This window comes from Microbacterium sp. I2 (assembly GCF_051364985.1).
Classification (GTDB): domain Bacteria; phylum Actinomycetota; class Actinomycetes; order Actinomycetales; family Microbacteriaceae; genus Microbacterium.
On sequence record NZ_JBLWIH010000013.1, the window covers coordinates 16338 to 38617 of the forward strand.

The 22280-nt window shown below is 69.0% G+C and carries 22 protein-coding genes; 8 read left to right on the top strand and 14 right to left on the bottom strand.

All coding sequences use genetic code 11. From position 1 onward, the window contains the following. Position 1 precedes the first annotated feature (1 nt). Genes ACLKM7_RS12165 through sufB form a run of 3 tightly spaced genes read right to left on the bottom strand, consistent with a single transcriptional unit; the run spans position 2 to position 2951 of the window. Entirely contained in the window at positions 2–331 is a 330-nt protein-coding gene (locus tag ACLKM7_RS12165) for a non-heme iron oxygenase ferredoxin subunit (RefSeq protein ID WP_436447431.1), read from the bottom strand. Beyond that, a complete protein-coding gene (gene sufD / locus ACLKM7_RS12170) occupies positions 328–1533 on the bottom strand; it encodes a Fe-S cluster assembly protein SufD (protein WP_436447432.1) in 1206 nt (401 codons plus the stop codon). Before sufD ends, ACLKM7_RS12165 begins: the two co-directional genes overlap by 4 nt. After that, positions 1533–2951, bottom strand: coding sequence for a Fe-S cluster assembly protein SufB (gene sufB, locus ACLKM7_RS12175; protein ID WP_168914516.1), 1419 nt, complete (start codon positions 2949–2951; stop codon positions 1533–1535). Before sufB ends, sufD begins: the two co-directional genes overlap by 1 nt. A 338-nt stretch (positions 2952–3289) precedes the next feature. Here sufB and ACLKM7_RS12180 point away from each other — a divergent pair, with 338 nt between their 5' ends. Both ACLKM7_RS12180 and ACLKM7_RS12185 read left to right on the top strand, forming a co-directional pair. Then, positions 3290–4234 carry a COX15/CtaA family protein gene (locus ACLKM7_RS12180; protein ID WP_436447433.1) on the top strand — a complete coding sequence of 315 codons (945 nt, stop codon included), beginning with the start codon at positions 3290–3292 and terminating at the stop codon, positions 4232–4234. Positions 4235–4350: 116 nt separating this feature from the next. Next, positions 4351–4761 (top strand): dinucleotide-utilizing enzyme, encoded by a 411-nt coding sequence (locus tag ACLKM7_RS12185; RefSeq protein WP_436447434.1) that lies wholly within the window; start codon positions 4351–4353, stop codon positions 4759–4761. Between the two features lie 77 nt (positions 4762–4838). Here ACLKM7_RS12185 and ACLKM7_RS12190 read toward each other — a convergent pair whose 3' ends face one another. From ACLKM7_RS12190 to ACLKM7_RS12200, 3 genes are read right to left on the bottom strand one after another with little or no spacing between them, the layout of a single operon-like run. Continuing rightward, the gene (locus ACLKM7_RS12190) at positions 4839–5585 is read right to left on the bottom strand and encodes a hypothetical protein (RefSeq protein ID WP_436447435.1); all 747 of its coding nucleotides are present in this window, start codon (positions 5583–5585) and stop codon (positions 4839–4841) included. A 38-nt stretch (positions 5586–5623) separates the two neighbouring features. Next, complete coding sequence (locus ACLKM7_RS12195; protein WP_436447436.1) at positions 5624–6148, bottom strand: hypothetical protein; 525 nt, start codon at positions 6146–6148, stop codon at positions 5624–5626. A gap of 55 nt (positions 6149–6203) precedes the next feature. Continuing rightward, positions 6204–7136, bottom strand: coding sequence for a heme o synthase (locus tag ACLKM7_RS12200; RefSeq protein WP_168914513.1), 933 nt, complete (start codon positions 7134–7136; stop codon positions 6204–6206). A gap of 326 nt (positions 7137–7462) precedes the next feature. Between ACLKM7_RS12200 and tkt the strand changes: the two genes are divergently transcribed. Genes tkt through pgl form a run of 6 tightly spaced genes read left to right on the top strand, consistent with a single transcriptional unit; the run spans position 7463 to position 15689 of the window. Next, entirely contained in the window at positions 7463–9571 is a 2109-nt protein-coding gene (gene tkt, locus ACLKM7_RS12205; RefSeq protein WP_436447437.1) for a transketolase, read from the top strand. 15 nt (positions 9572–9586) lie between these two features. Beyond that, positions 9587–10708 (top strand): transaldolase, encoded by a 1122-nt coding sequence (gene tal, locus ACLKM7_RS12210; protein WP_436447438.1) that lies wholly within the window; start codon positions 9587–9589, stop codon positions 10706–10708. Beyond that, positions 10705–12363 (top strand): glucose-6-phosphate isomerase, encoded by a 1659-nt coding sequence (locus tag ACLKM7_RS12215; RefSeq protein ID WP_436447439.1) that lies wholly within the window; start codon positions 10705–10707, stop codon positions 12361–12363. Before tal ends, ACLKM7_RS12215 begins: the two co-directional genes overlap by 4 nt. Positions 12364–12377: 14 nt before the next feature. Next, positions 12378–13928 carry a glucose-6-phosphate dehydrogenase gene (gene zwf, locus ACLKM7_RS12220; RefSeq protein WP_436447440.1) on the top strand — a complete coding sequence of 517 codons (1551 nt, stop codon included), beginning with the start codon at positions 12378–12380 and terminating at the stop codon, positions 13926–13928. After that, positions 13925–14884 carry a glucose-6-phosphate dehydrogenase assembly protein OpcA gene (locus ACLKM7_RS12225; RefSeq protein WP_436447441.1) on the top strand — a complete coding sequence of 320 codons (960 nt, stop codon included), beginning with the start codon at positions 13925–13927 and terminating at the stop codon, positions 14882–14884. The genes zwf and ACLKM7_RS12225 overlap by 4 nt, the downstream gene beginning before the upstream one ends. Positions 14885–14909: 25 nt before the next feature. Continuing rightward, positions 14910–15689 (top strand): 6-phosphogluconolactonase, encoded by a 780-nt coding sequence (gene pgl / locus ACLKM7_RS12230; RefSeq protein ID WP_436447442.1) that lies wholly within the window; start codon positions 14910–14912, stop codon positions 15687–15689. 60 nt (positions 15690–15749) lie between these two features. On the opposite strand, the gene ACLKM7_RS12235 is transcribed toward pgl, so the two are convergent. From ACLKM7_RS12235 to rapZ, 8 genes are all read right to left on the bottom strand, one after another. Then, on the bottom strand, positions 15750–16106 hold the full coding sequence (locus ACLKM7_RS12235; RefSeq protein ID WP_168914506.1) for an RNA polymerase-binding protein RbpA: 357 nt from the start codon (positions 16104–16106) through the stop codon (positions 15750–15752). After that, complete coding sequence (secG, locus tag ACLKM7_RS12240) at positions 16106–16354, bottom strand: preprotein translocase subunit SecG (RefSeq protein ID WP_168914505.1); 249 nt, start codon at positions 16352–16354, stop codon at positions 16106–16108. Before secG ends, ACLKM7_RS12235 begins: the two co-directional genes overlap by 1 nt. Before the next feature lie 60 nt (positions 16355–16414). After that, positions 16415–17206: a triose-phosphate isomerase gene (gene tpiA / locus ACLKM7_RS12245; RefSeq protein WP_436447443.1), complete on the bottom strand. Its 792-nt coding sequence runs from the start codon at positions 17204–17206 to the stop codon at positions 16415–16417. Further along, positions 17197–18411 (bottom strand): phosphoglycerate kinase, encoded by a 1215-nt coding sequence (locus ACLKM7_RS12250; RefSeq protein WP_436447444.1) that lies wholly within the window; start codon positions 18409–18411, stop codon positions 17197–17199. The genes tpiA and ACLKM7_RS12250 overlap by 10 nt, the downstream gene beginning before the upstream one ends. A 6-nt stretch (positions 18412–18417) precedes the next feature. Continuing rightward, a complete protein-coding gene (gene gap / locus ACLKM7_RS12255) occupies positions 18418–19428 on the bottom strand; it encodes a type I glyceraldehyde-3-phosphate dehydrogenase (protein ID WP_436447445.1) in 1011 nt (336 codons plus the stop codon). A gap of 103 nt (positions 19429–19531) precedes the next feature. Further along, positions 19532–20158: a superoxide dismutase gene (locus ACLKM7_RS12260; RefSeq protein ID WP_436447446.1), complete on the bottom strand. Its 627-nt coding sequence runs from the start codon at positions 20156–20158 to the stop codon at positions 19532–19534. A gap of 132 nt (positions 20159–20290) precedes the next feature. After that, positions 20291–21268, bottom strand: a complete 978-nt coding sequence (whiA, locus tag ACLKM7_RS12265) for a DNA-binding protein WhiA (protein ID WP_436447447.1) — start codon at positions 21266–21268, stop codon at positions 20291–20293. Between the two features lie 54 nt (positions 21269–21322). After that, positions 21323–22270, bottom strand: coding sequence for an RNase adapter RapZ (rapZ, locus tag ACLKM7_RS12270; protein WP_436447448.1), 948 nt, complete (start codon positions 22268–22270; stop codon positions 21323–21325). Between the last annotated feature and the right edge of the window lie 10 nt (positions 22271–22280).

The following is a 22280-nucleotide window of genomic DNA, read 5'->3' on the forward strand; positions in this document are numbered from 1 at the left end:
TTCAGTTCGCTTCGAGCGTGACGGCCGGGTCGATGAGCACATCGTCGCCGTCGATCGTGACCGCGAACACCGGGACCGGTTCGTACGCGGGGAGGTTGAGGGGCTTGCCGGTGCGCAGCGAGAACGCCGAGCCGTGGGCCCAGCATTCCAGCGACTCGCCGTCGACGAAGCCCTCGGACAGTGAGATGTCGCCGTGCGTGCAGGTATCGCCGATCGCGTGCACCTCGCCGTTGGAATCAAGGACGACGGCCATCGCGACGCCGTCGATCTCGACGCGGCGGGCTTCGTCCTGCACGAGTTCGCTGAGCCCGCACACGCGCTGCGCCGTCATCGAGCGGCCTCCGCGGCCGCGAGCCCCTGGGCGAGCTCCGTCTCGATCGCGGCGAACAACTCGGACTCGAGATCCGCCACACCGATCTTCTGCACGATCTCGGCGAGGAAGCCGAGCACGACGAGGCGGCGGGCCTCGTCCTCGCGGATGCCGCGCGCCTGCAGGTAGAAGAGCTGCTCATCGTCGAAGCGCCCGGTGGCGCTCGCGTGCCCCGCTCCGCGGATGTCACCGGTCTCGATCTCGAGGTTCGGGATCGACTCGGCGCGCGCGCCATCGGTCAGCACGAGGTTCCTGTTCGCCTCATACGAGTCGGTGCCGACGGCATCCGGTCCGATGAGCACGTCGCCGATCCACACGCTGCGTGCACCCTCACCCTGCAGCGCGCCCTTGTACAGCACATCGCCGGTGGTCTCGGCGCCCTTGTGGTGCAGGTATACCTGGCTCTCGAGATGCTGCCCCGAATCGGAGTAGCTGAGGCCGTACAGTTCGCCGCGCGAGCCGGTGCCGGCAAGCTCGACGCTCGGGTTCACACGCACCACGCCGCCGCCGAAGCTGACGACGATGTGCCGCAGCGTCGCATCGCGCTCGACACGCGCCTGATGGGCGGCCAGGTGCACGGCGTCGTCTTCCCACTGCTGCACGGTGACCAGCTCGAGATGCGCGCCCTCGCGGACGATGACCTCGACGTTCTGGGCGAACTGCGCAGAGCCGGTGTGGCGGAGAACGACCTGAGCACGGCTGTGCCGGGATGCCTCGATGACCAGATGCGCGTGGGCCGCGAGCTCCGAGCCGGCACCGCTGAACTCCACGACGACCGGATCATCGAGCTCGGCCTCGACGGGGATCGAGAGGTACACCGCTTCGGCGGACCGGCTCCACGCCACCGCGGCCGGAAGATCCTCGGGCACGAACACCTCGCCGCGGGGCGCGGTGCCGGTCGCGAGCCCTGCGGCTGCGAGCGGACCGCCGACGGCGATCGAGATCGCACCTTCGTCGCCGGCGGCGTCCGTCAGCAGACGTGACAGGCGCGCGACGGGGGTGTGCTTCCAGTTCACCTCCCGCCCGGTGGGCGTCTCGAAGGCAGCGGGGTCGTAGGACCGCAAGCGCTCGGATCGGGTCTGCACCGGCACGAAGGCACCGGCACCGTCGGTGTGGCCCTTCGCGCCGGGGATGGTCGCGGGGGCCTGCGTCACGGAGCTCACTAGCCGACGGATCCTTCCATGCCCATCTCGATGAGCTTGTTGAGTTCGAGCGCGTACTCCATGGGCAGCTCGCGCGCGATGGGCTCGATGAACCCGCGCACGATCATCGCCATCGCCTCGTCTTCGGGCATGCCGCGGCTCATGAGGTAGAAGAGCTGCTCTTCGCTGACCTTCGAAACCGTCGCCTCATGGCCGAGCTGCACATCGTCGACGCGGATGTCGATCGCCGGGTACGTGTCGGAGCGCGAGATCGTGTCGACCAGGAGGGCATCGCAGCGCACCGTGTTGGCCGAGTGGTGCGCGTTGGCGTCGACGCGGACCTCGCCGCGGTAGCCTGCGCGGCCGCCGCCGCGGGCGATGGACTTCGACACGATCGACGACTGCGTGTAGGGCGCCATGTGGACCATCTTGGCGCCGGCGTCCTGGTGCTGACCCGGTCCCGCGAAGGCCACCGACAGCGTCTCGCCCTTGGCGTGCTCGCCCATCAGGAAGATCGACGGGTACTTCATCGTGACCTTCGAGCCGATGTTGCCGTCGATCCACTCCATCGTCGCGCCCTCGTGGGCGACGGCGCGCTTGGTGACGAGGTTGTAGACGTTGTTCGACCAGTTCTGGATCGTCGTGTAGCGGACGCGCGCGTTCTTCTTGACGATGATCTCGACCACGGCCGAGTGCAGCGAGTCGCTCTTGTAGATGGGGGCGGTGCAGCCTTCGATGTAGTGCACGTAGGAGCCCTCGTCGGCGATGATCAGCGTCCGCTCGAACTGGCCCATGTTCTCGGTGTTGATGCGGAAGTACGCCTGCAGCGGGATCTCGACGTGCACGCCCGGGGGCACGTAGACGAACGACCCGCCCGACCACACGGCGGTGTTCAGCGCCGCGAACTTGTTGTCGCCGGCGGGGATGACGGTGCCGAAGTACTCCTCGAAGAACTCCGGGTGCTCGCGCAGCGCGGTGTCGGTGTCCATGAAGATGACGCCCTGCGCTTCGAGCTGCTCGTTGATCTGGTGGTAGACCACCTCGGACTCGTACTGGGCTGCGACGCCGGCCACGAGGCGCTGGCGCTCCGCCTCCGGGATGCCGAGCTTCTCGTACGTGTTGCGGATCTCTTCGGGAAGCTCTTCCCACGAGCCCGCCTGCTTCTCGGTCGAGCGCACGAAGTACTTGATGTTGTCGAAGTCGATCTCGCTGAGATCCGCGCCCCACGTCGGCATGGGTTTGCGGCCGAAGAGCTGATAGCCCTTGAGCCGGGTCTTCAGCATCCATTCGGGCTCGCTCTTGAGCGCCGAGATGCCGCGCACGACATTCTCGTTGATGCCCCGCTGCGCGACAGCGCCCGCGGCATCCGTGTCATGCCACCCGAATTCGTAGACACCCAGGCCATCCAGCTCGGGGCGGTCGATCAGCACATCAGACATCGTCTTGTTCTCCTCCGGGTCCAGCGGTGTCATCCGCCCCGGCATCCCGCTCCTCTGGTGGAGATTCCGGAGGAGGATGCCGCTTCCTGGGCCCTCTCAGTGGCGCCGGCCATCGCGCCTAGACTGTCGGTGGTGCGATGCGCATCATCCACATGGTTGGATGCGCGCGCCACCGACCCCTCGATTCTACAGGTTCCACCCTGCCGCGGACGCGCCCGTGTCCTCTCCACAGAGGCCGCGCCGCGTCCGGACGGCGGATGCCGCGCCGGATTCGCCGCGCCGGCGTGGAACGGCCTCAGGAGGCGACCACCCCCATGTCGACGGATCAGGCGACCCGAATGCCCACGACGAAGCCTCACGGCGTATGGCAGCGCGCATGGGAGTGGCTGCCCGACCGTGTCGACCGGCGCGTCATCGTGGCGGCGTGGGCGACGCTCGTCGTGCAGATCGGCATCGTCGGCACCGGCGGACTGGTCAGGCTCACCGGTTCCGGGCTCGGCTGCCCCACCTGGCCGCAGTGCACCGAGGGCTCGCTCGTGCCCACCGAAGAGATGGGCATTCACGGCGTCATCGAGTTCGGCAACCGGCTGCTCACGTTCGTGCTCGTCGTAGTGGCCATCGTGATGTTCCTCTTCGTCGTGCGCATGCGCCGGCAGCGCGGCGACCTGTTCTGGCTGAGCCTCGCGATCGGTCTCTATGTGCCGCTGCAGGCCATCATCGGCGGGATCACCGTTCTCACCAACCTCAACCCCTACGTCGTCGGGCTCCACTACTTCGCGTCGGTCGTGCTCGTCGCCCTTGCCGCCGTGCTCGTCGCGCGCGTGTACTCGACGCCGGGACCCCGCATCCTCGCCGTTCCCCGCTGGTACGCCGCCACCACGCATCTGACGAGCGCGTTCGTGCTGGTGACCGTGGTCGTCGGCATCCTGGTGACCGGCTCCGGGCCGCATGCCGGCGACGGCGGCGCCGCGCGGAACGGGTTGAATCCGGAGTTCATGCAGCACGTCCACTCGTGGCCGGCATACATCACGCTGGCGCTCACACTGGTACTGGTGGCCGGCTCGTGGCGCACTCCCCCGGCACTGCGCCTGCGCCTGTGGACCCTGCTCCTGCTGGCCGTCGAGCTCGCGCAGACCGGCGTCGGACTGTGGCAGGCCCGGACCGGGCTGCCGATCTGGCTCGTCAACATCCACATGGTGCTCGCGGTCATGCTCGTGGCCGCCATGACCGCCGTCGTCGTGAACCTCAAGGCGCCCGACCGAGCCGCGGTCAACGCCCGCTGACGACCGGCGGCGCACAGGCGATCCATAGGGTTCGCATCGCTCCTGCACGGGGTGGCTTGCGAGGGTGTGGGGATGCCGCGGCCGCCCGGGCCGCGCACCCGAGGAGTGATCCACGCATGTCCACGCGACCCCATCTCGTACGCAGCGTCCCGTTCTGGGGCCTCGTCGTCGTCTCTCTCGCGACCGCCGCCGGCGGCGCGTACCTCCTGAGCGACCGGCTCGGCAGCATGACGACGGTGCTCACCGCGGGGACGGCGACCCCCGTCGACGTGTACGTCGGTCAGTCCATGGCCGTCGCGGGCGCCATCGTGCTCGGAGCCGGCATCATCGGACTGCTGCTCGCCCTCGCCATCGCCGCACTGTCGACCCTCCGCCCGCGCGCGGAGGTCGAGCCCACGAAGTCCCTCGAAGCGGACGAAGACGCCGAGCCTACGGAGCAGCCCGCAGGCCACGGCTACGACCGTGGCCTCGGCTACACCGAGGCGGTCGAGACGGTCCCCGCTGAGGTTCCCGTACCCACGCGCTGACCGCGCTCGTCCACGAGGCACCACGCATGAGCGTGGTGCCTCGTGGTGTGCGTGCCTACCGCGTCGAGGCGGGCGGGTCAGCCGCAGCCGGGACCTTGGGGGTCTTCCTCACACGTGCGGTCGACGAGGGCGGTACGCACCTCGACGACCTCCACCGGATACGCGCCCGACGACGCGGTCACGACGCCGTCGACGGGAATCCATCCCGTGCCGAAGTCGACGGATGCCGCGAACTCCACCGCGACCGACGCGCTGTAGATTCCTCGTTCGCGATAGACGTGCGTGGTGTCGGTCGGCGAGAACTGCGCCGCGCCCACCTGTGCCCAGGTCGCTCCCCCGGTCGCGCTCCGCGCCGAGGTGCCGTCGCCGTACGAGAAGACGAATGCCGTCGGGGTGAAGCGCACCGTGACGGGGTACCCGAGCAGCACGCCAGGGATCGCCTGCTCGGATGCCGCGGCGACGAAGTTCGTCGGCATCCCGACCACTCCGAAACCGGCCGGCTCCCCCGTCAGCGCGGGGGTGACCGGGCGGAAGGACTCGAGATCGGCGAGCGTGACGGCCGGAAGGCCCGCGTCCTCGATCGACTCCACCGGCAGCGCCGGACGCTCGCAGAGTCCTCCTGGGGCGTCGCACGGCCTCGGGTTCGTGGGCTCGATCGGCATCGTCGGCACCGGCACCCGCTCTCCAAGTGATCCGCTGGCGCGGTCGCTGTCCGAGCCGGCCTCGATGTGCTCCCCACTCACGACGACTGAATCGCCCGTGTTCACGATCTCTGGGCACCCCGTGGTGAGCGCCTGCGCCGCGCCACAGTCCGGGGCATCCATGCCCACCAGTGCACTAACCGCCAGAGCGATGGCGATACCTAGCATTGGCCCACCGCGGCAACTTCGCTTCGCTCGATCACCAACGCGTCCCCGGCTGTAGTCAGTTGTACCGTCAGCCGTGTGAAATCCGGGCGTTCGGGGGGTGTGACATCCTCACCGGATGAGCTCAGAATTCGTACCTGCGTGGCATTGAGGCAGACCTCTATCGCTACATCTCCCCGCTCCGGATCTGCCGAGGTTGGATCAACCCGGTCAACGAGACCATCGCCAACCGCACGCAGCCCCTGCGCTTCCAACTCGCGCTCTAAGGCGAGATCATTTTCAAGCGCCTCGCCGATCAGGAATGTGTATGGATCCGGCACGGACAGTGGGTCCTCACGTCGCGCGTTCAGTGCGCCTATGTACGCCCTGTACGTCTCCTCCGCCGCGGCGAACGCCTCTTCCTCGCTCGCGAACGCGGCGGTGGGCGTGGGGGTCGGCTCCGGGGTCGTGCCGAGGCATCCGCTCAAGGCCATGCACGCCGCCATCACACCTGCCAACGCCAGCACCGAACGACGAATCACCCGTCCACGGTAACGTCGCGTCGCGACCGCGGCGGAGTTATCCACAGCCTCCGCGTCAGAAGGGCAGCAGCGGGTCGACAGCGATCGCCACGAAGATGAGCGTGAGGTACGTGATCGACGCGTGGAAGACGCGCATCGGCCGCGGCTCGGTGCCGCGCACGGCGCGGTTGTACAGCCGGTGCGACTCGTAGATGAACCAGCCGCCGAAGACGATCGCCGAGACCGAGTACACCAGGCCCATGCCCGCCACGGGAATGAGCAGCAGCGAGCAGACGACGGTCGCCCACGCGTAGAGGATGACCTGCAGCCCCACCTGTGATCCGTTGCGCGTCGCGCCGAGCATCGGCACGTTCACCTCTTCGTACTGCTCCTTGTACTTCATCGACAACGGCCAGTAGTGCGGCGGCGTCCACAGGAACACGAGTGCGAAGAGGATGACGGGCGGCCACGCGAGCGATCCCGTGACGGCGGTCCAGCCGATCAACACCGGGAAGCAGCCGGCGATGCCGCCCCACACGATGTTCTGCTCGGTGCGGCGCTTGAGGATCATCGTGTAGATCACGACGTAGAAGAAGATGGCGCTCGCCGAGAGCGTCGCCGCCAGCCAGTTGGTGGTGAGCCACAGCCAGGCGGTCGATCCCACGGCCAGCGACCACGCGAAGATGAGCGCGCCCCTCGGCGAAACCTCGCCGGTCACGAGCGGCCGGTTGACGGTGCGCTGCATGTGCGCGTCGATGTCGCGGTCGAGATACATGTTGAACGCGGCCGCCGAGCCCGCGCTCGCGGTGCCGCCGATCACGGTGGCGACCACGAGCCAGGCATTCGGGAACCCGCCCTGGGCGAGGATCATCACGGGAACGGTGGTGACCAGCAGCAGCTCGAGCACGCGCGGCTTCATCAGCGCGACGTAGGCGCGGACCGTTCTGCCGAAGCTCCGAGGGGACCGGTGAGTGGATGACTCGACCCCGGCCGTCTTGGTGATGTCCATCGCCCCCGCAATCGCCGTATGCAGAACTTTCCCAAGTCTATGGCATCGACCCCTCCGGCCCTGCCGCGGGCCGGCGTCACGGATCACAACCGCCTGCGCTCCCGAGTGAGCAGAACGTGACCGCCCCGACACGGCGGCGACACGGAACGCGGGGGCCGGTTCGCAAGACTGCGTCATACGAAGGCTCGCATGGCCTGGGCGGCACCCCGCTTCGCTATGCTGAGACCACACGCGCGCCCGCCGCCGATTCCCCCTTATCCATCCGGACAAGGGCCCGCGGACCGGCCCCCTCTCTGCGGGCGCACCTCCTCGAGAAAGGCGGCCCGGTGTCGGTTCTGCGTTGGGATGAGATCGATCGGCGCGCGGTGGACACCGCTCGTGTGTTGGCTGCGGATGCCGTGGAGAAGGTGGGCAACGGCCACCCCGGCACCGCGATGAGCCTGGCGCCGGCGGCGTACCTGTTGTACCAGAGGGTGCTGCGTCACGACCCGGCGGACACGCACTGGCTGGGACGCGACCGGTTCATCCTGTCGGCGGGCCACTCGTCGCTGACGCAGTACGTGCAGCTGTACCTGGGGGGTTTCGGCCTGGAGCTGGACGACCTGAAGGCGCTGCGCACGTGGGGTTCGAAGACGCCCGGCCACCCCGAGTACGGACACACCGAGGGTGTGGAGATCACGACCGGTCCGCTGGGCCAGGGTCTGGCATCGGCTGTCGGGTTCGCTTATGCGGCCCGATATGAGCGCGGCCTGTTCGATCCGGAGGCCGCGGCGGGCACGTCACCGTTCGACCACTTCGTGTACGCGATCGCCGGCGACGGGGACCTGCAGGAGGGTGTCACGAGCGAGGCGTCGAGCCTCGCCGGCCACCAGCAGCTGGGCAACCTCATCGCGATCTACGACTCCAACCAGATCTCGATCGAGGACGACACCAACGTCGCGTTCACCGAGGACGTGCAGAAGCGGTACGAGTCCTACGGCTGGCACGTGCAGGTCGTGGACTGGAAGCGCACCGGCGAGTACGTCGAGGACGTAGCCGAGCTCTACGAGGCGCTCGAGGCGGCGAAGGGCGAGACAGGCAAGCCGTCGCTGATCATCCTGCGCACCATCATCGGCTGGCCCTCGCCCGGCAAGCAGAACACCGGCAAGATCCACGGCTCCGCGCTGGGCGCCGACGAACTCGCCGCGACGAAGAAGGTGCTCGGCTTCGACCCCGAGCAGTCGTTCGTCGTCGCGGACGACGTGCTCGCGCACACGCGGTCGCTGAAGGAGCGCGCCGCCGAGGCGCGCGCCGAGTGGCAGACCGCGTTCGACGCGTGGGCTGATGCGAACCCCGAGCGCAAGGCGCTGCTGGACCGCCTGGAGGCCGGCGAGCTGCCCCAGGACGTGGCATCCGCTCTGCCGTCCTTCGAGGCCGGCAAGGACGTCTCGACGCGCGCGGCATCGGGCCTCGTCATCAACGCGCTGGCCGCGAAGCTGCCGGAGCTGTGGGGCGGATCGGCCGACCTGGCCGAGTCGAACCTCACCACCATCAAGGACGCGAAGTCGTTCATCCCGTCGGAGTGGTCGACCCACGAGTGGTCGGGCGATCCGTACGGGAGGGTGCTGCACTTCGGAATCCGCGAGCACGCGATGGGCGCGATCGTCAACGGCATCAAGCTGCACGGTCCGACCCGTCCCTTCGGCGGCACGTTCCTGATCTTCAGCGACTACATGCGCCCGTCGGTGCGTCTGGCCGCGCTCATGGACATCCCGTCGATCTTCGTGTGGACGCACGACTCCGTCGCGCTCGGCGAGGACGGCCCGACCCATCAGCCTGTCGAGCAGCTCGCGACGCTTCGCGCCATCCCCAACTTCACGGTGGTGCGTCCGGCGGATGCCAACGAGACGGCAGCCGCGTGGCTCGAGATCCTCCGCCGCCAGGGCGGACCGTCGGGCATCGCGCTGACCCGCCAGAACATCCCGGTGTTCGAGCGGGGCGACGGCGAGGCATCCGGTGACGTCTTCGCCTCGGCCGACAACGTCGCCAAGGGCGCGTACATCCTCGCCGAAGCGCCGAACGGCACGCCCGACGTGATCCTCATCGCCACCGGCTCCGAGGTGCAGCTGGCCGTCGCGGCCCGCGAGACCCTCGCGGCCGAAGGCGTGAACGCCCGCGTGGTGTCGGCTCCGTCCCTCGAGTGGTTTGCCGAGCAGGACGACGCGTACCGCGAGCAGGTCCTGCCCGCAGGGGTCAAGGCGCGTGTGTCGGTCGAGGCCGGCTCGGCGCTCACGTGGCGCGGAATCGTCGGCGACGCCGGCCGCTCCGTCGCGATCGACCACTTCGGCGCGTCGGCCGACTACAAGACCCTGTTCCAGAAGTTCGGCATCACCGCCGACGCCGTCGTCGCGGCGGCCCACGAGACCATCGGTGCCGCGACAGCGGCGGCCGAGTAATCCGAGGAGAACGCAATGAGCACCCCCACTGAGAAGCTGGTCGCCGAGGGCGTGAGCATCTGGCTCGACGATCTGTCGCGCGAGCGCATCACCACGGGCAACCTGACCGAGCTCATCTCGACGCGCAACGTCAGCGGCGTGACGACGAACCCGACGATCTTCCAGGCCGCCATCGGGGGCGGCGGGCACGCATACGCCGAGCAGATCACGGCGCTCGCCGCCGCGGGCGCATCCGTGGACGACGCGATCTTCGCCGCCACCACCGATGACGTGCGCGACGCCGCCGACATCTTCCGCCCCGTGTACGACGCGACCGGGGGCGTCGACGGCCGCGTGTCGATCGAGGTCTCCCCCGACCTCGCGCACGACACCGACGGCACCATCGCCCAGGCCAAGGAGCTGTGGGCCAAGGTCGGCCGGCCGAACGTGCACATCAAGATCCCGGCGACGAAGGCCGGTCTGCCGGCGATCACGGCGACGCTTGCCGAGGGGATCTCGGTCAACGTCACTCTGATCTTCAGCCTCGAGCGCTACTCCGAGGTCATCGACGCGTTCCTGTCGGGCATCGAGCAGGCGCAGGCGAACGGCCACGACATCTCCCAGATCCACTCGGTCGCGTCGTTCTTCGTGTCGCGCGTGGACACCGAGGTCGACAAGCGCCTCGTGGCCATCGGCACCGACGAGGCCACGGCGCTCAAGTCGCTCGCCGGCGTCGCCAACGCCCGCCTGGCCTACGAGCTGTTCGAGAAGGAGTTCGCCACCGACCGCGCGAAGGCGCTGACGGATGCCGGAGCCCACGTGCAGCGCCCGCTGTGGGCCTCGACCGGCGTCAAGGACCCGTCGCTTCCCGACACGCTCTACGTGACCGAGCTCATCGCACCCGGCACGGTCAACACCATGCCCGAGAAGACGCTCGAGGCCACCTTCGATCACGGCAGCATCGCGGGCGACGCCGTGACGGGCACGTACGAGGCGGCGCACGAGGTCTTCGCACGCCTCGCCGCGGTGGGCGTGGACTTCGACGACGTGACCCAGGTGCTCGAGGACGAGGGCGTCGACAAGTTCATCGCCTCGTGGCACGACCTCCAGGCAACGGTCAAGACGGCGCTCGAGGGCGCCGTCGAGGCCGCCCGATGAGCTTCGACATCCATCTCAGCGGGCACGTCAAGTCGCTCGTCGAGGCGACGCTCCCGGGGCTGGTCGACAGCCTCGTGGCGTCGGGGATCACGGCGGGCGATGCGAGCCTGTGGGGCGCGGCCGCAGAGGACGAGGCGTCCAAACGCCTGGGCTGGGTCGAGGCCGTCAGCGTCTCGCGTCCACTCGTCGCCGAGATCGAGGCGCTGCGCGCCCAGCTCCGCGCGAAGGGCGTGACGCGTGTGGTGCTCGCCGGCATGGGCGGCTCGTCGCTCGCGCCGGAGGTCATCGCGCAGACGGCCGGCGTGCCCCTGGTGATCCTCGACTCGACCGCGCCCGGGCAGGTGCTCGCCGCGCTCGACGGTGATGCCGAGGCCGGCGACCTCACCCGCACCGTGCTGGTCGTCTCGTCCAAGTCCGGATCCACCGTCGAGACGGATTCGGCCAAGCGGGCCTTCGAAGCCGCCTTCCGGGATCTCGGCATCGACCCCCGCGAGCGGATCGTCGTTGTCACCGACCCGGGCTCCCCGCTCGATCAGGCGGCGCGCGCCGACGGCTACACCGTCTTCAACGCCGACCCGACCGTCGGCGGCCGCTACTCGGCGCTGACCGCCTTCGGCCTCGTGCCCACGGGGCTCGCCGGTGTCGACATCGCCGAGCTCCTCGACGAGGCCGAGGCCTCTCTCCTCGAGGTCGCGATCGACAGCCCCGACAACCCGGCCCTCGTGCTGGCCGCGGCGATCGCCGGGGGCAACGGCACCGACCCCGCCCAGGACGGCAATCGAGCACAGGCTCGTCGCGACAAGCTGGGCCTGGTCACCGACGGCACCCACATCGTGGGCCTGCCGGACTGGATCGAGCAGCTCGTCGCGGAGTCGACCGGAAAGCAGGGCACCGGCATCCTTCCCGTCGTCCTGCTCCCGGTCTCGCCCGAGCTCGAGAGCCGGCCCGCCGATCTCCAGGTCGTGCGGCTCGTCGACGAGGCGAAGGAGTTCCATCTCTTCGAGCACCACGAGGGCGAGGTGCTGGTCAGCGGATCGCTCGGCGCCCAGTTCGTCGTGTGGGAGTACGCCACGGCGATCGCCGGACGGATGCTGGGGATCAACCCCTTCGATCAGCCCGACGTGGAATCCGCCAAGGTGGCCGCCCGCGGCCTCCTCGACGCGCGGCCCGCGCCGACGCCGCCGGCGTTCACCGTCGAAGGCGTCGAGGTGCGCGTGTCGGACCCCGACCTCGCGGCATCCGGAACCGTCGCCGGTGTCCTCGACGCGTTGTGGGCGCGACTGCCCGAGGACGGCTATGTCGCCCTCCAGGCCTATGTGAACCGGCTCGAGCTGCCGCAGCTGGCAGGGTTGCGCGAACTCGTCGCCGCCGACTCGGGCCGCCCGACCACGTTCGGCTGGGGCCCGCGCTTCCTGCACTCGACCGGCCAGTACCACAAGGGCGGGCCGGCCAACGGCGTGTTCCTTCAGATCCTCGAGCAGACCGATGTCGACCTCGAGATCCCCGAGCGACCGTTCACGTTCGGCCAGCTGATCCAGGCGCAGGCCGCGGGCGACGCGAGTGTGCTGTCCGAGGGCCACGGCCGCCCGGTCGTCACACTCACCCTCACCGACCCCCAGATCGAAGTGCTCTCGCTCTTCGAAGCGGCCCAGTAGGAGCTCTCCGCCCCATGACCGTCGAGATTTCGCGCGGGCACAACCCGCTGCGCGACCCCGAAGACCGTCGTCTCAACCGCATCGCCGGCCCGAGCGCGCTCGTCATCTTCGGCGTCACGGGAGACCTCTCCCGCAAGAAGCTCATGCCCGCCGTGTACGACCTCGCCAACCGGGGGCTGCTGCCCCCGGGCTTCGCGCTCGTCGGCTTCGCCCGTCGCGACTGGGAGGATCAGGACTTCGCAAAGGTGGTGTACGACGCGGTACGGCAGCACGCCCGCACCGAGTTCCGCGACGAGACGTGGCAGCAGCTGCTCGAAGGCATCCGCTTCGTCTCGGGTGAGTTCGACGACCCCGACGCCTTCCGTCGCCTGCGCGAGACCGTCGACCGCCTCGACACCGAGCGCGGAACGATGGGCAACCACGCGTTCTACTTGTCGATCCCGCCCAAGGCGTTCCCGGTCGTCGCCGAGCAGCTGAAGTCCTCGGGCCTCGTCGACGACACCGCGGATCAGCCCGACCGTTGGCGGCGAGTGGTCATCGAGAAGCCGTTCGGCCACGATCAGGAGTCCGCCGCCGCCCTCAACGACGTGCTGCGCTCGGCGTTCCCCGCCGACTCGATCTTCCGCATCGACCACTACCTCGGCAAGGAGACGGTCCAGAACATCCTGGCGCTGCGCTTCGCGAACGAGCTGTACGAGCCGATCTGGAACCGCAACTACGTCGATCACGTGCAGATTACGATGGCGGAGGACATCGGCGTGGGGGGCCGTGCCGGCTACTACGACGGCGTCGGCGCCGCGCGTGACGTCATTCAGAACCACCTGCTGCAGCTCATGGCGCTCACCGCCATGGAAGAACCCATCTCGTTCGACGCGAAGGACCTGCGCGCCGAGAAGGAGAAGGTTCTCGCCGCGGTGACCCCCCCCGACGACCTCGCCCGTTCTACGGCGCGTGGACAGTATGCGGGCGGCTGGCAGGGCGGCGAGAAGGTTCTGGGCTTCCTCGAGGAGGACGGCATGAACCCGCACTCCACGACCGAGACCTACGCCGCAGTCACGCTCGAAGTCAACACCCGCCGCTGGGCGGGCGTGCCGTTCTATCTGCGCACCGGCAAGCGTCTGGGCCGTCGCGTGACCGAGATCGCCGTGGTGTTCAAGCGCGCACCCGAGCTGCTCTTCTCGCGCAGCCAGACGTCGGGCCAGGGGCAGAACGCCCTCGTCATCCGCGTGCAGCCCGACGAGGGCGTCACGATCCGGTTCGGCTCGAAGGTGCCCGGCGCGGGCGCGCAGGTGCGCGACGTCACGATGGACTTCGGCTACGGCCACGCCTTCACCGAGGCGAGCCCCGAGGCGTACGAGCGACTGATCCTCGACGTGCTCCTCGGCGACCCGCCCCTCTTCCCGCGCCACGAGGAGGTCGAGCTCTCATGGAAGATCCTCGACCCGATCGAGCGGTTCTGGGACGAGCAGGGCGGACCCGTTGAACAGTACTCGCCCGGGTCATGGGGCCCGGCATCAGCGGACGAGATGCTCGCCCGCGATGGACGCAGCTGGAGGCGCCCGTGATCGTCGATCTTCCCGACACCACCGTCAGCAAGATCTCGCGTGCGCTGGTCAGCGTCCGCGAGGAGGGCGGCGCGGTCGCGCTCGGCCGCGTGCTGACGCTCATCATCCTGACCCGTGAGGGTGCGGTCGAAGAGGTCATCGAGGCCGCCAACGACGCCTCGCGCGAGCACCCGATGCGCGTCATCGTGCTCATGATCGGCGACAGTCTCGACACGGACCCTCGCCTGGACGCGCAGATCCGCGTGGGCGGCGACGCCGGGGCGAGCGAGGTCGTGACGCTCCGCGTGTTCGGCGACGCCGGCAACTCCAACCTCGAGAGCCTCGTCACCGGGCTGCTTCTGCCCGACGCACCCGTGGTGGTGTGGTGGCCCAATCGCACGCCCGAGGACATCTCGAGGACGTCGATCGGAAAGATCGCGCAGCGCCGGATCACGGATGCCGCGACGAAGGCGGATCCCTCCGCATTCGTCGCCGGCCTCGGCGACCAGTATGCGCCGGGCGACACGGATCTCTCGTGGACCCGCCTGACGCGCTGGCGCGAACAGCTCGCGGCGATCCTGGACCAGCCGCCGTACGAGCCCGTGACCGCCGTGCGTGTGCGCGGGGCCTCCGATTCGCCCTCGACGGCGCTGCTCGCCGCATGGCTGCGCCTGACACTGGACGTGCCGGTGGACTGGGCGTACCTCGATCCGGCGGAATGGCCGCACGGCATCAAGTCGGTCGCCCTCGAACGCCCGAGCGGAGAGGTGCTGCTGGAGCGACCCACGCCGGGGCGAGCCACCCTCACCCAGCCCGGTCAGCCCAGTCACGAACTCGCCTTCCCGCGCCGTACACTCCGCGAATGCCTCGCGGAGGAGCTTCGTCGCCTCGACCCGGACGTCCTGTATGGTCGAGTCATCACGGAGGGCTGGGAGCTGCTCGACCCTCCGGCGACGAAGGAGACGCAGGACGCATGACGAGTCGTTCGGGTGAGTGACACGGATGGTTGAGGCCTGGGCCGAGAAGCGGGTCGTCATCAGTCCCGATCCCGCGGCGCTCGCCGACTCCGTCGCTGCCCGGTTCCTCAGCCGCGTCGCCAAGCGGGCGGACGAAGGCAAACTGGCGCACGTCTCGCTGACCGGCGGCACGATGGGTGCCGCCGTCCTTGCGGCGGCGGCCCGCAACCCGCGCATCGAGCGCATCGACTGGTCGCTCGTCCACTTCTGGTGGAGCGACGAGCGCTTCGTGCCTGCCGGTGATGAGGAGCGCAACGAGAAGCAGGCGCGCGGCGTCCTCCTCGACGCCATCGACATGCCGGCGGCGAACATCCACGCGATCCCGGCCGAAGGCGCGGGTGCGGATGCCGAGGCAGCAGCCTCGGCATACGCCGACGAGCTCGCGCGCTACCCCGGCCCCGACGGCGCCTGGCCCGCCTTCGACGTGTGCTTCCTCGGAGTCGGACCCGACGCGCACATCGCGTCACTGTTCCCCGATCGACCCGAGATCCTCGTCACCGACCGCTCGGTCGTGCCGGTTCACGACGCTCCGAAGCCCCCGCCCGAGCGCATCACGATGACCCGACCGGTGATCAACGGCTCGAAGCGCGTGTGGATGGTGGTCTCCGGTGCCGACAAGGCGTCCGCCTTGGGTCTCGCCCTGGCGGGAGCGAGCTATGCGAGTGTGCCGGCGGCCGGCGCCAAGGGTCGCAAGCGCACCGTCTTCTTCGTCGACGAGGCGGCGGCGTCTCAGGTTCCGCCCGATCTCATCGATCGCGAGTATTGAAAGAGCGGATGCCTCGACACGAGGCATCCGCTCTTCACAACGTCACGTGGTTACGGGCGGTCAGCCCTGTCCACGTCGCTCGCGGAGCTGCTTCAGCGCGTCGTCGAGGAGCGCCTCGGCCTCTTCTTCGGTGCGACGCTCCTTCACGTAAGCGAGGTGTGTCTTGTACGGCTCGGTCTTCGCCACGGCAGGGGGGTTCTCTTTGTCGCGACCGGCCGGCAGGCCGGAGTGCGGCGAGTCGATGGTCTCGGGGATCTCCTCCTCGGGAATCCCGGCGGCGAAGTAGCGAACGGTCTCGTTGCCCAGCGCGTCCCAGTACGAGACGGCGATGCGGTCGGCGTGGAAACCGTGGTCCTGCTCCCCCATCGGGCCGGCACCGACACGGGTGCCGCGGATCGCGTTGCCTCCGGTCGCCATCAGAGCGCCTGGAACTTCGTGATAAGGCCCAGCGCGACGATCGCCGCGAACCATGCGAGCGCGAGGACCACTGTGAACCGGTTGAGATTGCGCTCGGCGAGGCCGGATGAGCCGAGAGCCGAGGTCATGCCGCCGCCGAACATGTCGGACAGCCCGCCGCCGCGCCCCTTGTGGAGCAGGATCAGAAGGGTCAGCAGGAGGCTCGTGATGCCCAGGAGCACCTGCAGGACGAATTCGAGGATCTGCACAGATCAACGCCTTTCAGCGTGCCGAGACTGGGCACGCAGTGTCTCAGTATAGGTCAGCTCTCACACGCCGACGTGCTTCTGGTATCGGATGATCGCGGCGAACTCGTCGACCACGAGGCTCGCCCCGCCGACCAGAGCGCCGTCCACGTCGGGCTCGCGCATGAAGCTGGCGATGTTGGCCGCCTTCACCGAGCCGCCGTACAGCACGCGGGTCTTCGCCGCGGCATCCGCTCCCAGCTTCTCGGCGATGACGCCGCGCAGCGTGGCGCAGACATCCTGCGCCTGCTGCGGCGTGGCCGCCTGGCCGGAGCCGATCGCCCACACCGGCTCGTACGCGACGACGATCTCGGCATCTGCCTTCACGCCTGCGAGGGCGGCGGTCAGCTGGGCGACAGGAACTGCGCTTGCACCGAACTTCTGGAGATCTTCGCTCGTCTCGCCGACGCAGATGACCGGAATCAGACCGTGCCGCAGTGCCGCCTTGACCTTGGCCGCCACGACCTCGTCGCTCTCGGCGTGGTACTGCCGCCGCTCGGAGTGGCCGATGATGACGTACCGGTTGTCGAGCTTCGCGAGGAAGGCGCCCGAGACCTCGCCCGTGTACGCCCCGGAGTCATGCGCCGAGAGATCCTGCGCACCGAGTGCGAACGGGATCTTGTCGGCGTCCAGGAGCGTCTGCACCGTGCGCAGGTCGGTGAACGGCGGGAAGACCGCCACCTCGACCGAGCCGTCCTCGTGCTTGGCGTCCTTGAGGGTCCAGTGCAGCTTCTGCACGAACGCGACCGCCTGCAGGTGGTCGAGGTTCATCTTCCAGTTGCCCGCGATGAGCGGGGTGCGCGGCGCTATTGCCATCCGAGGACCTCCAGTCCGGGAAGCTTCTTTCCTTCGAGGAACTCCAGGCTCGCGCCTCCGCCGGTCGAGATGTGACCGAACTCGTCGTCTGCGAAGCCGAGCTGGCGCACCGCGGCGGCGGAGTCGCCGCCTCCGACGACGGACAGCCCGTCGACCTCGGTGAGCGCCTTCGCGACGGCTTTGGTGCCGGCGGCGAAGGGCGCCATCTCGAACACGCCCATCGGGCCGTTCCAGAACACCGTCTTCGAGCCGCGCACCGCGTTCGCGAAGATCACCGCTGTCTCGGGTCCGATGTCGAGCCCGAGACCGGATGCTCCGAACGCGGTGTCTTCGAGTGCCGAGGCAGGTGCGATCACGTGCTCGGCATCGGCCGCGAACGACGCCGCGACGACGGCGTCGACCGGGAGGACGAGTTCGACCCCGAGCTCCTTCGCCTTCGCCATGTACCGGGTGACGGTGTCGAGCTGGTCCTGCTCGAGCAGGCTCGCCCCGACCTTGTGGCCCTGTGCGGCCAGGAACGTGAACATCATGCCGCCGCCGACCAGCAGTCGGTCTACGCGCGGCAGCAGGTGGTCGATGACCCCGAGCTTGTCGCTGACCTTCGAACCGCCCAGCACGACCGTGTAGGGGCGCTCCGGGTTCTCGGTGAGGCGGTCGAGGACATCGACCTCCTTCTCGATGAGCGATCCGGCGGCGGACGGCAGGATCTCGGCGAGGTCGTACACCGACGCCTGCTTGCGGTGCACCACACCGAAGCCGTCCGACACGAGCACGTCCCCGAGCCCGGCGAGCTGCTCGGCGAACGCGCGTCGCGCTGAGTCGTCCTTGGATGTCTCACCCGGGTTGAAGCGGAGGTTCTCGAGCACCGCGACATCGCCGTCCTCGAGGGCTGCGGCGGCCTCGTGGGCCGACTCCCCCACCGTGTCACGGGCGAAGGCGACCGGCTTGCCGAGCAGCTCGGACAGACGCTGGGCGACAGGCGCCAGGCTGTACTTCGGGTCCGGCGCTCCCTCGGGGCGACCGAGGTGCGAGCAGACCAGGACGCGAGCGCCCTGGTTGATGAGGGCGTTGAGCGTGGGGAGCGTGGCCCGCACACGGCCATCGTCCGTGATGACGCCGTCCTTCAGGGGGACGTTGAGGTCAGCACGGACGATGACGCGCTTGCCGGCCAGCGAACCCAGGGTGCTGAGGGTGCGCAGGGCCATGACGGGTTACAGGCGCTCGGCGACGTACTCGGTCAGGTCGACGAGGCGGTTGGAGTAGCCCCACTCGTTGTCGTACCACGCCGACACCTTGACCAGGTTGCCGCTGACGTTGGTGAGCTCCGAGTCGAAGATCGACGAGTGCGGGTTGAGCTGGATGTCGCTGGAGACGATCGGGTCCTCGGTGTACTCGAGGTAGCCGGCCAGACGGCCCTCGGCCGCAGCGGCCTTGTACGCCTCGTTGACCTGCTCGGCAGTGAGGCCCTCGGTCGGCGTGACGATCGTCAGGTCGACGATCGAGCCGGTGGGGACGGGCACCCGGTACGACGAGCCGCTGAGCTTGCCGTTCAGCTCGGGAAGCACGCGGCCGATGGCCTTCGCGGCGCCGGTGGATGCCGGCACGATGTTGATCGCTGCGGCGCGTGCGCGACGCAGGTCGCTGTGCGGGCCGTCCTGGAGGTTCTGGTCGGCCGTGTACGCGTGAGCGGTCATCATGAAGCCGCGCTCGATGCCGAAGGCGTCGTTGAACACCTTCGCGAGGGGCGCGAGGCAGTTCGTGGTGCACGAGGCGTTGGAGATGATGACGTGGTTCTCGGGGTCGTATTCGCCCTCGTTGACACCCATCACGATCGTGACGTCGTCGCCGGTGGCGGGCGCGGAGATCAGGACCTTCTTGGCGCCGCCCGCGATGTGCTTCTTGGCGTCCTCGGCCTTGGTGAAGCGTCCGGTGGACTCGATGACGATGTCGACGCCCAGCTCGCCCCACGGGAGGTTGGCGGGGTCGCGCTCTTCGAAGACCTTGATGGACTTGCCGCCGACCGTGATGGAGTCGCCGTCGTACGAGACCGATTCGCTCAGCGGGCCGCCCACCGAGTCGTAGGTGAGGAGGTGTGCGAGCGTCTTGTTGTCGGTGAGGTCGTTCACCGCCACGATTTCGAGGTCCGCGCCCTGCGCGAGAGCCGCGCGAAGGAAGTTGCGTCCGATTCGGCCGAAGCCGTTGATGCCGATCTTGACAGCCACGGAATTTCTCCTGAGATGTGTCGTGCGCGAGTGCGCGGTTTGGTGCGATTCAGACGGTGGACAACGGCGTCCCGGCGGGCGCACCCGCCGGGACGCTCGCCAGCTATGACAGTACCAGCAGGCCCGACGTCTTCTGCCGGGCGGCGTCGAGGCGCCGGGCCACGTTCTGCCAGTCGACGATGTTCCAGACCGCCTTGACGTAGTCGGCCTTGACATTCAGGTAGTCCAGGTAGAACGCGTGCTCCCACATGTCCAGCTGGAAGACGGGAATCGTGCCCTGGGCCGTGTTGCTCTGCTGGTCGAACAGCTGCTGCACGATGAGCTGCTCGCCGATCGGGTCCCAGCTGAGCACCGCCCAGCCCGAGCCCTGGATTCCGGTCGCGGCTGCGGTGAAGTGCGCCTGGAACTTGTCGAAGCCGCCGAAGAACTCGTCGATCGCGGCACGCAGCTCGCCGTCGGGCTCGCCGCCGCCGTTGGGCGAGAGGTTCGTCCAGAAGATGGAGTGGTTGACGTGACCGCCCAGGTTGAAGGCCAGGTCCTTCTCGAGCTTGTTCACGTTCGCGAGGCTGCCGGTCTCACGCGCCTCCGCCAGCTGCTCGAGAGCCGTGTTGGCACCGGTGACATACGCCTGGTGGTGCTTGCTGTGGTGCAGCTCCATGATCTTGCCGCTGATGTGCGGTTCGAGCGCGGCGTAGTCGTAGGGGAGGTCGGGCAAGGTGTACTTCGCCATGTTCTCTTCTTCCTGTCGGCGCGCGCCGAATTCCTCGGCGCTGCGAGGGTGACGGGTTCATCCTACTGAGCCTCAACGTCCGCGCGCGGGGGTTGCTTCCCTCGATGACGTCGAGTACCCGGATGCCTCGGCTCAGTCTTCGAGACCCGCCGGAACAGCCGCATCCGTGCCCGGCACGCCGTCGGTCTCGGCCTTCTTATCGGCCATCGCGAGCAGGCGGCGGATGCGTCCGGCGACGGCGTCCTTGGTCAGCGGCGGATCCGCGTGGTGGCCGAGCTCGTCCAGGCTCGCGTCGCGGTGTGCAAGGCGCAGCTCGCCTGCTTCGCGAAGGTGCTCGGGCACCTCCTCCCCCAGGATCTCGAGCGCACGCTCGACCCGTGCGCACGCGGCGACGGCGGCCTGGGCCGAGCGCCGCAGGTTCGCGTCGTCGAAGTTGACGAGCCGGTTGACGCCGGCGCGGACTTCTCGCCGCTGGCGCATCTGATCCCAGTCCGACGCGGCGCGGACGGCGCCCATCGCGGCGAGGGCTGCGCGGATCGCCTCGCCCTCGCGGACCACGACGCGCGGCACACCACGAACCTCGCGCGCCTTGCCGGCGATGCCGAGGCGATGCGCGGCGCCGACCAGGGCCATTGCGGCCTCTGACGACGGGCAGGTGATCTCGAGGGCCGCCGACCGGCCCGGCTCGCTCAGCGAGCCGGCAGCGAGGAATGCGCCGCGCCAGATCGCGGCCAGGTCGCCGCGCGACCCGGTCGTCAGCTTGTTGGGCAGCCCGCGCACGGGGCGCCGGCGCTGGTCGAGCAGTCCGGTCTGACGAGCGAGCGTCTCGCCGCCGTCGATCACGCGCACGGCGTAGTGGCTGCCGTTGCGCGCACCGGAGCCCTGAACGTGGACGAGTTCGGGGCGCACGCCGTAGAGCTCCACGAGATCGCGGGCGGTGCGCCGCGCGAGCACGTCGGAATCGACTTCCGCCTCGACGGCGACCCGATTCGCGATCGAGTGCAGTCCCCCGGAGAACCGCAACAGCGAGGTCAGCTCTGCCACGCGGGCCGTCGGGCGCGGGTCGCGCACGGTGATCAGCTCGGCCTTCACGTCAGCAGTGAGCGACACGGGTCTCCTTCGCGGATGGGTCCTGGAACGAAGGACAAGCCTACTCGGCCGGAGTCATTCACGCCCGAGGTCGCGATGCTTCACCCGCACGGCGACTCCCGGCACGCCGGCGAGGCGGTCGGCGAGCTCGCGCGCCATCACGACGGAGCGATGCTTGCCGCCGGTGCACCCGACCGCGACGACCGAGTGGCGCTTGTTCTCACGCTGGTAGCCGGCGAGAACCGGGCGCAGGGCGGCGGCGTACGCCGCGATGAAGTCCTCGGCGCCCTCCTGCGCGAGGACGAACTCGCGCACATCGGCGTCCTCACCCGTGAGCGGACGCAGCCCTTCGTTCCAGAACGGATTGGGCAGGAACCTCATGTCGGCGACGAGGTCGGCATCGGGCGGAAGCCCGTACTTGAACCCGAAGCTCAGGATCGTCAGGGTATGCCGCGCGGCATTCTCCTCGGAGAAGAGGTCGCTCACCTGCGTGGCCAGCTGGTGGATGTTGTACGTGGACGTGTCCATGATGACGTCCGCGCTCTCGCGGACGGCGGTGAGCCGGGCGCGCTCGAGCCGGATGCCGTCGAGGATGGTGCCGTCGCCCTGCAGCGGGTGGGGGCGGCGCACGGCCTCGAAGCGGCGCACGAGCACCTCGTCCGAGGCATCCAGGAACATCAGCCGGATCTGGCGGCGCTCCCGCAGCGCGCGCATCGCCTCGGGAAGGTCAGAGAAGAGGTCTCGCCCGCGCACGTCGACGACCACGGCGACGCGTGGCAGGACGCCCGCCGCGAGCTCGGTGAGATCCAGCAGCGGCTTGAGCATCTGGGGCGGCAGGTTGTCGACCACGTACCAGCCGAGATCCTCCAGAGCGTTGGCGGCGGTCGACCGACCGGCGCCCGACATGCCGGTGACGATCAGCACCTCACCGGCGCTCTTCTGCCCGTTCCCCTGGCGCGAGCCGTCCTCACCCACGTCGCTCTCCGCCGTTCCGTCGCGACCTGTCACCTCGGCCATGACCACCCCCGTCGGT

Coding starts and splice junctions, on each gene's coding strand:
- ACLKM7_RS12165 (WP_436447431.1), bottom strand. CDS start 331: ATGACGGCGCAGCGCGTGTGCGGGCTCAGCGAACTCGTGCAGGACGAA.
- sufB (WP_168914516.1), bottom strand. CDS start 2,951: ATGTCTGATGTGCTGATCGACCGCCCCGAGCTGGATGGCCTGGGTGTC.
- ACLKM7_RS12180 (WP_436447433.1), top strand. CDS start 3,290: ATGCCCACGACGAAGCCTCACGGCGTATGGCAGCGCGCATGGGAGTGG.
- ACLKM7_RS12185 (WP_436447434.1), top strand. CDS start 4,351: ATGTCCACGCGACCCCATCTCGTACGCAGCGTCCCGTTCTGGGGCCTC.
- ACLKM7_RS12190 (WP_436447435.1), bottom strand. CDS start 5,585: ATGGATGCCCCGGACTGTGGCGCGGCGCAGGCGCTCACCACGGGGTGC.
- ACLKM7_RS12200 (WP_168914513.1), bottom strand. CDS start 7,136: ATGGACATCACCAAGACGGCCGGGGTCGAGTCATCCACTCACCGGTCC.
- tal (WP_436447438.1), top strand. CDS start 9,587: ATGAGCACCCCCACTGAGAAGCTGGTCGCCGAGGGCGTGAGCATCTGG.
- ACLKM7_RS12215 (WP_436447439.1), top strand. CDS start 10,705: ATGAGCTTCGACATCCATCTCAGCGGGCACGTCAAGTCGCTCGTCGAG.
- zwf (WP_436447440.1), top strand. CDS start 12,378: ATGACCGTCGAGATTTCGCGCGGGCACAACCCGCTGCGCGACCCCGAA.
- pgl (WP_436447442.1), top strand. CDS start 14,910: ATGGTTGAGGCCTGGGCCGAGAAGCGGGTCGTCATCAGTCCCGATCCC.
- ACLKM7_RS12235 (WP_168914506.1), bottom strand. CDS start 16,106: ATGGCGACCGGAGGCAACGCGATCCGCGGCACCCGTGTCGGTGCCGGC.
- tpiA (WP_436447443.1), bottom strand. CDS start 17,206: ATGGCAATAGCGCCGCGCACCCCGCTCATCGCGGGCAACTGGAAGATG.
- ACLKM7_RS12250 (WP_436447444.1), bottom strand. CDS start 18,411: ATGGCCCTGCGCACCCTCAGCACCCTGGGTTCGCTGGCCGGCAAGCGC.
- ACLKM7_RS12260 (WP_436447446.1), bottom strand. CDS start 20,158: ATGGCGAAGTACACCTTGCCCGACCTCCCCTACGACTACGCCGCGCTC.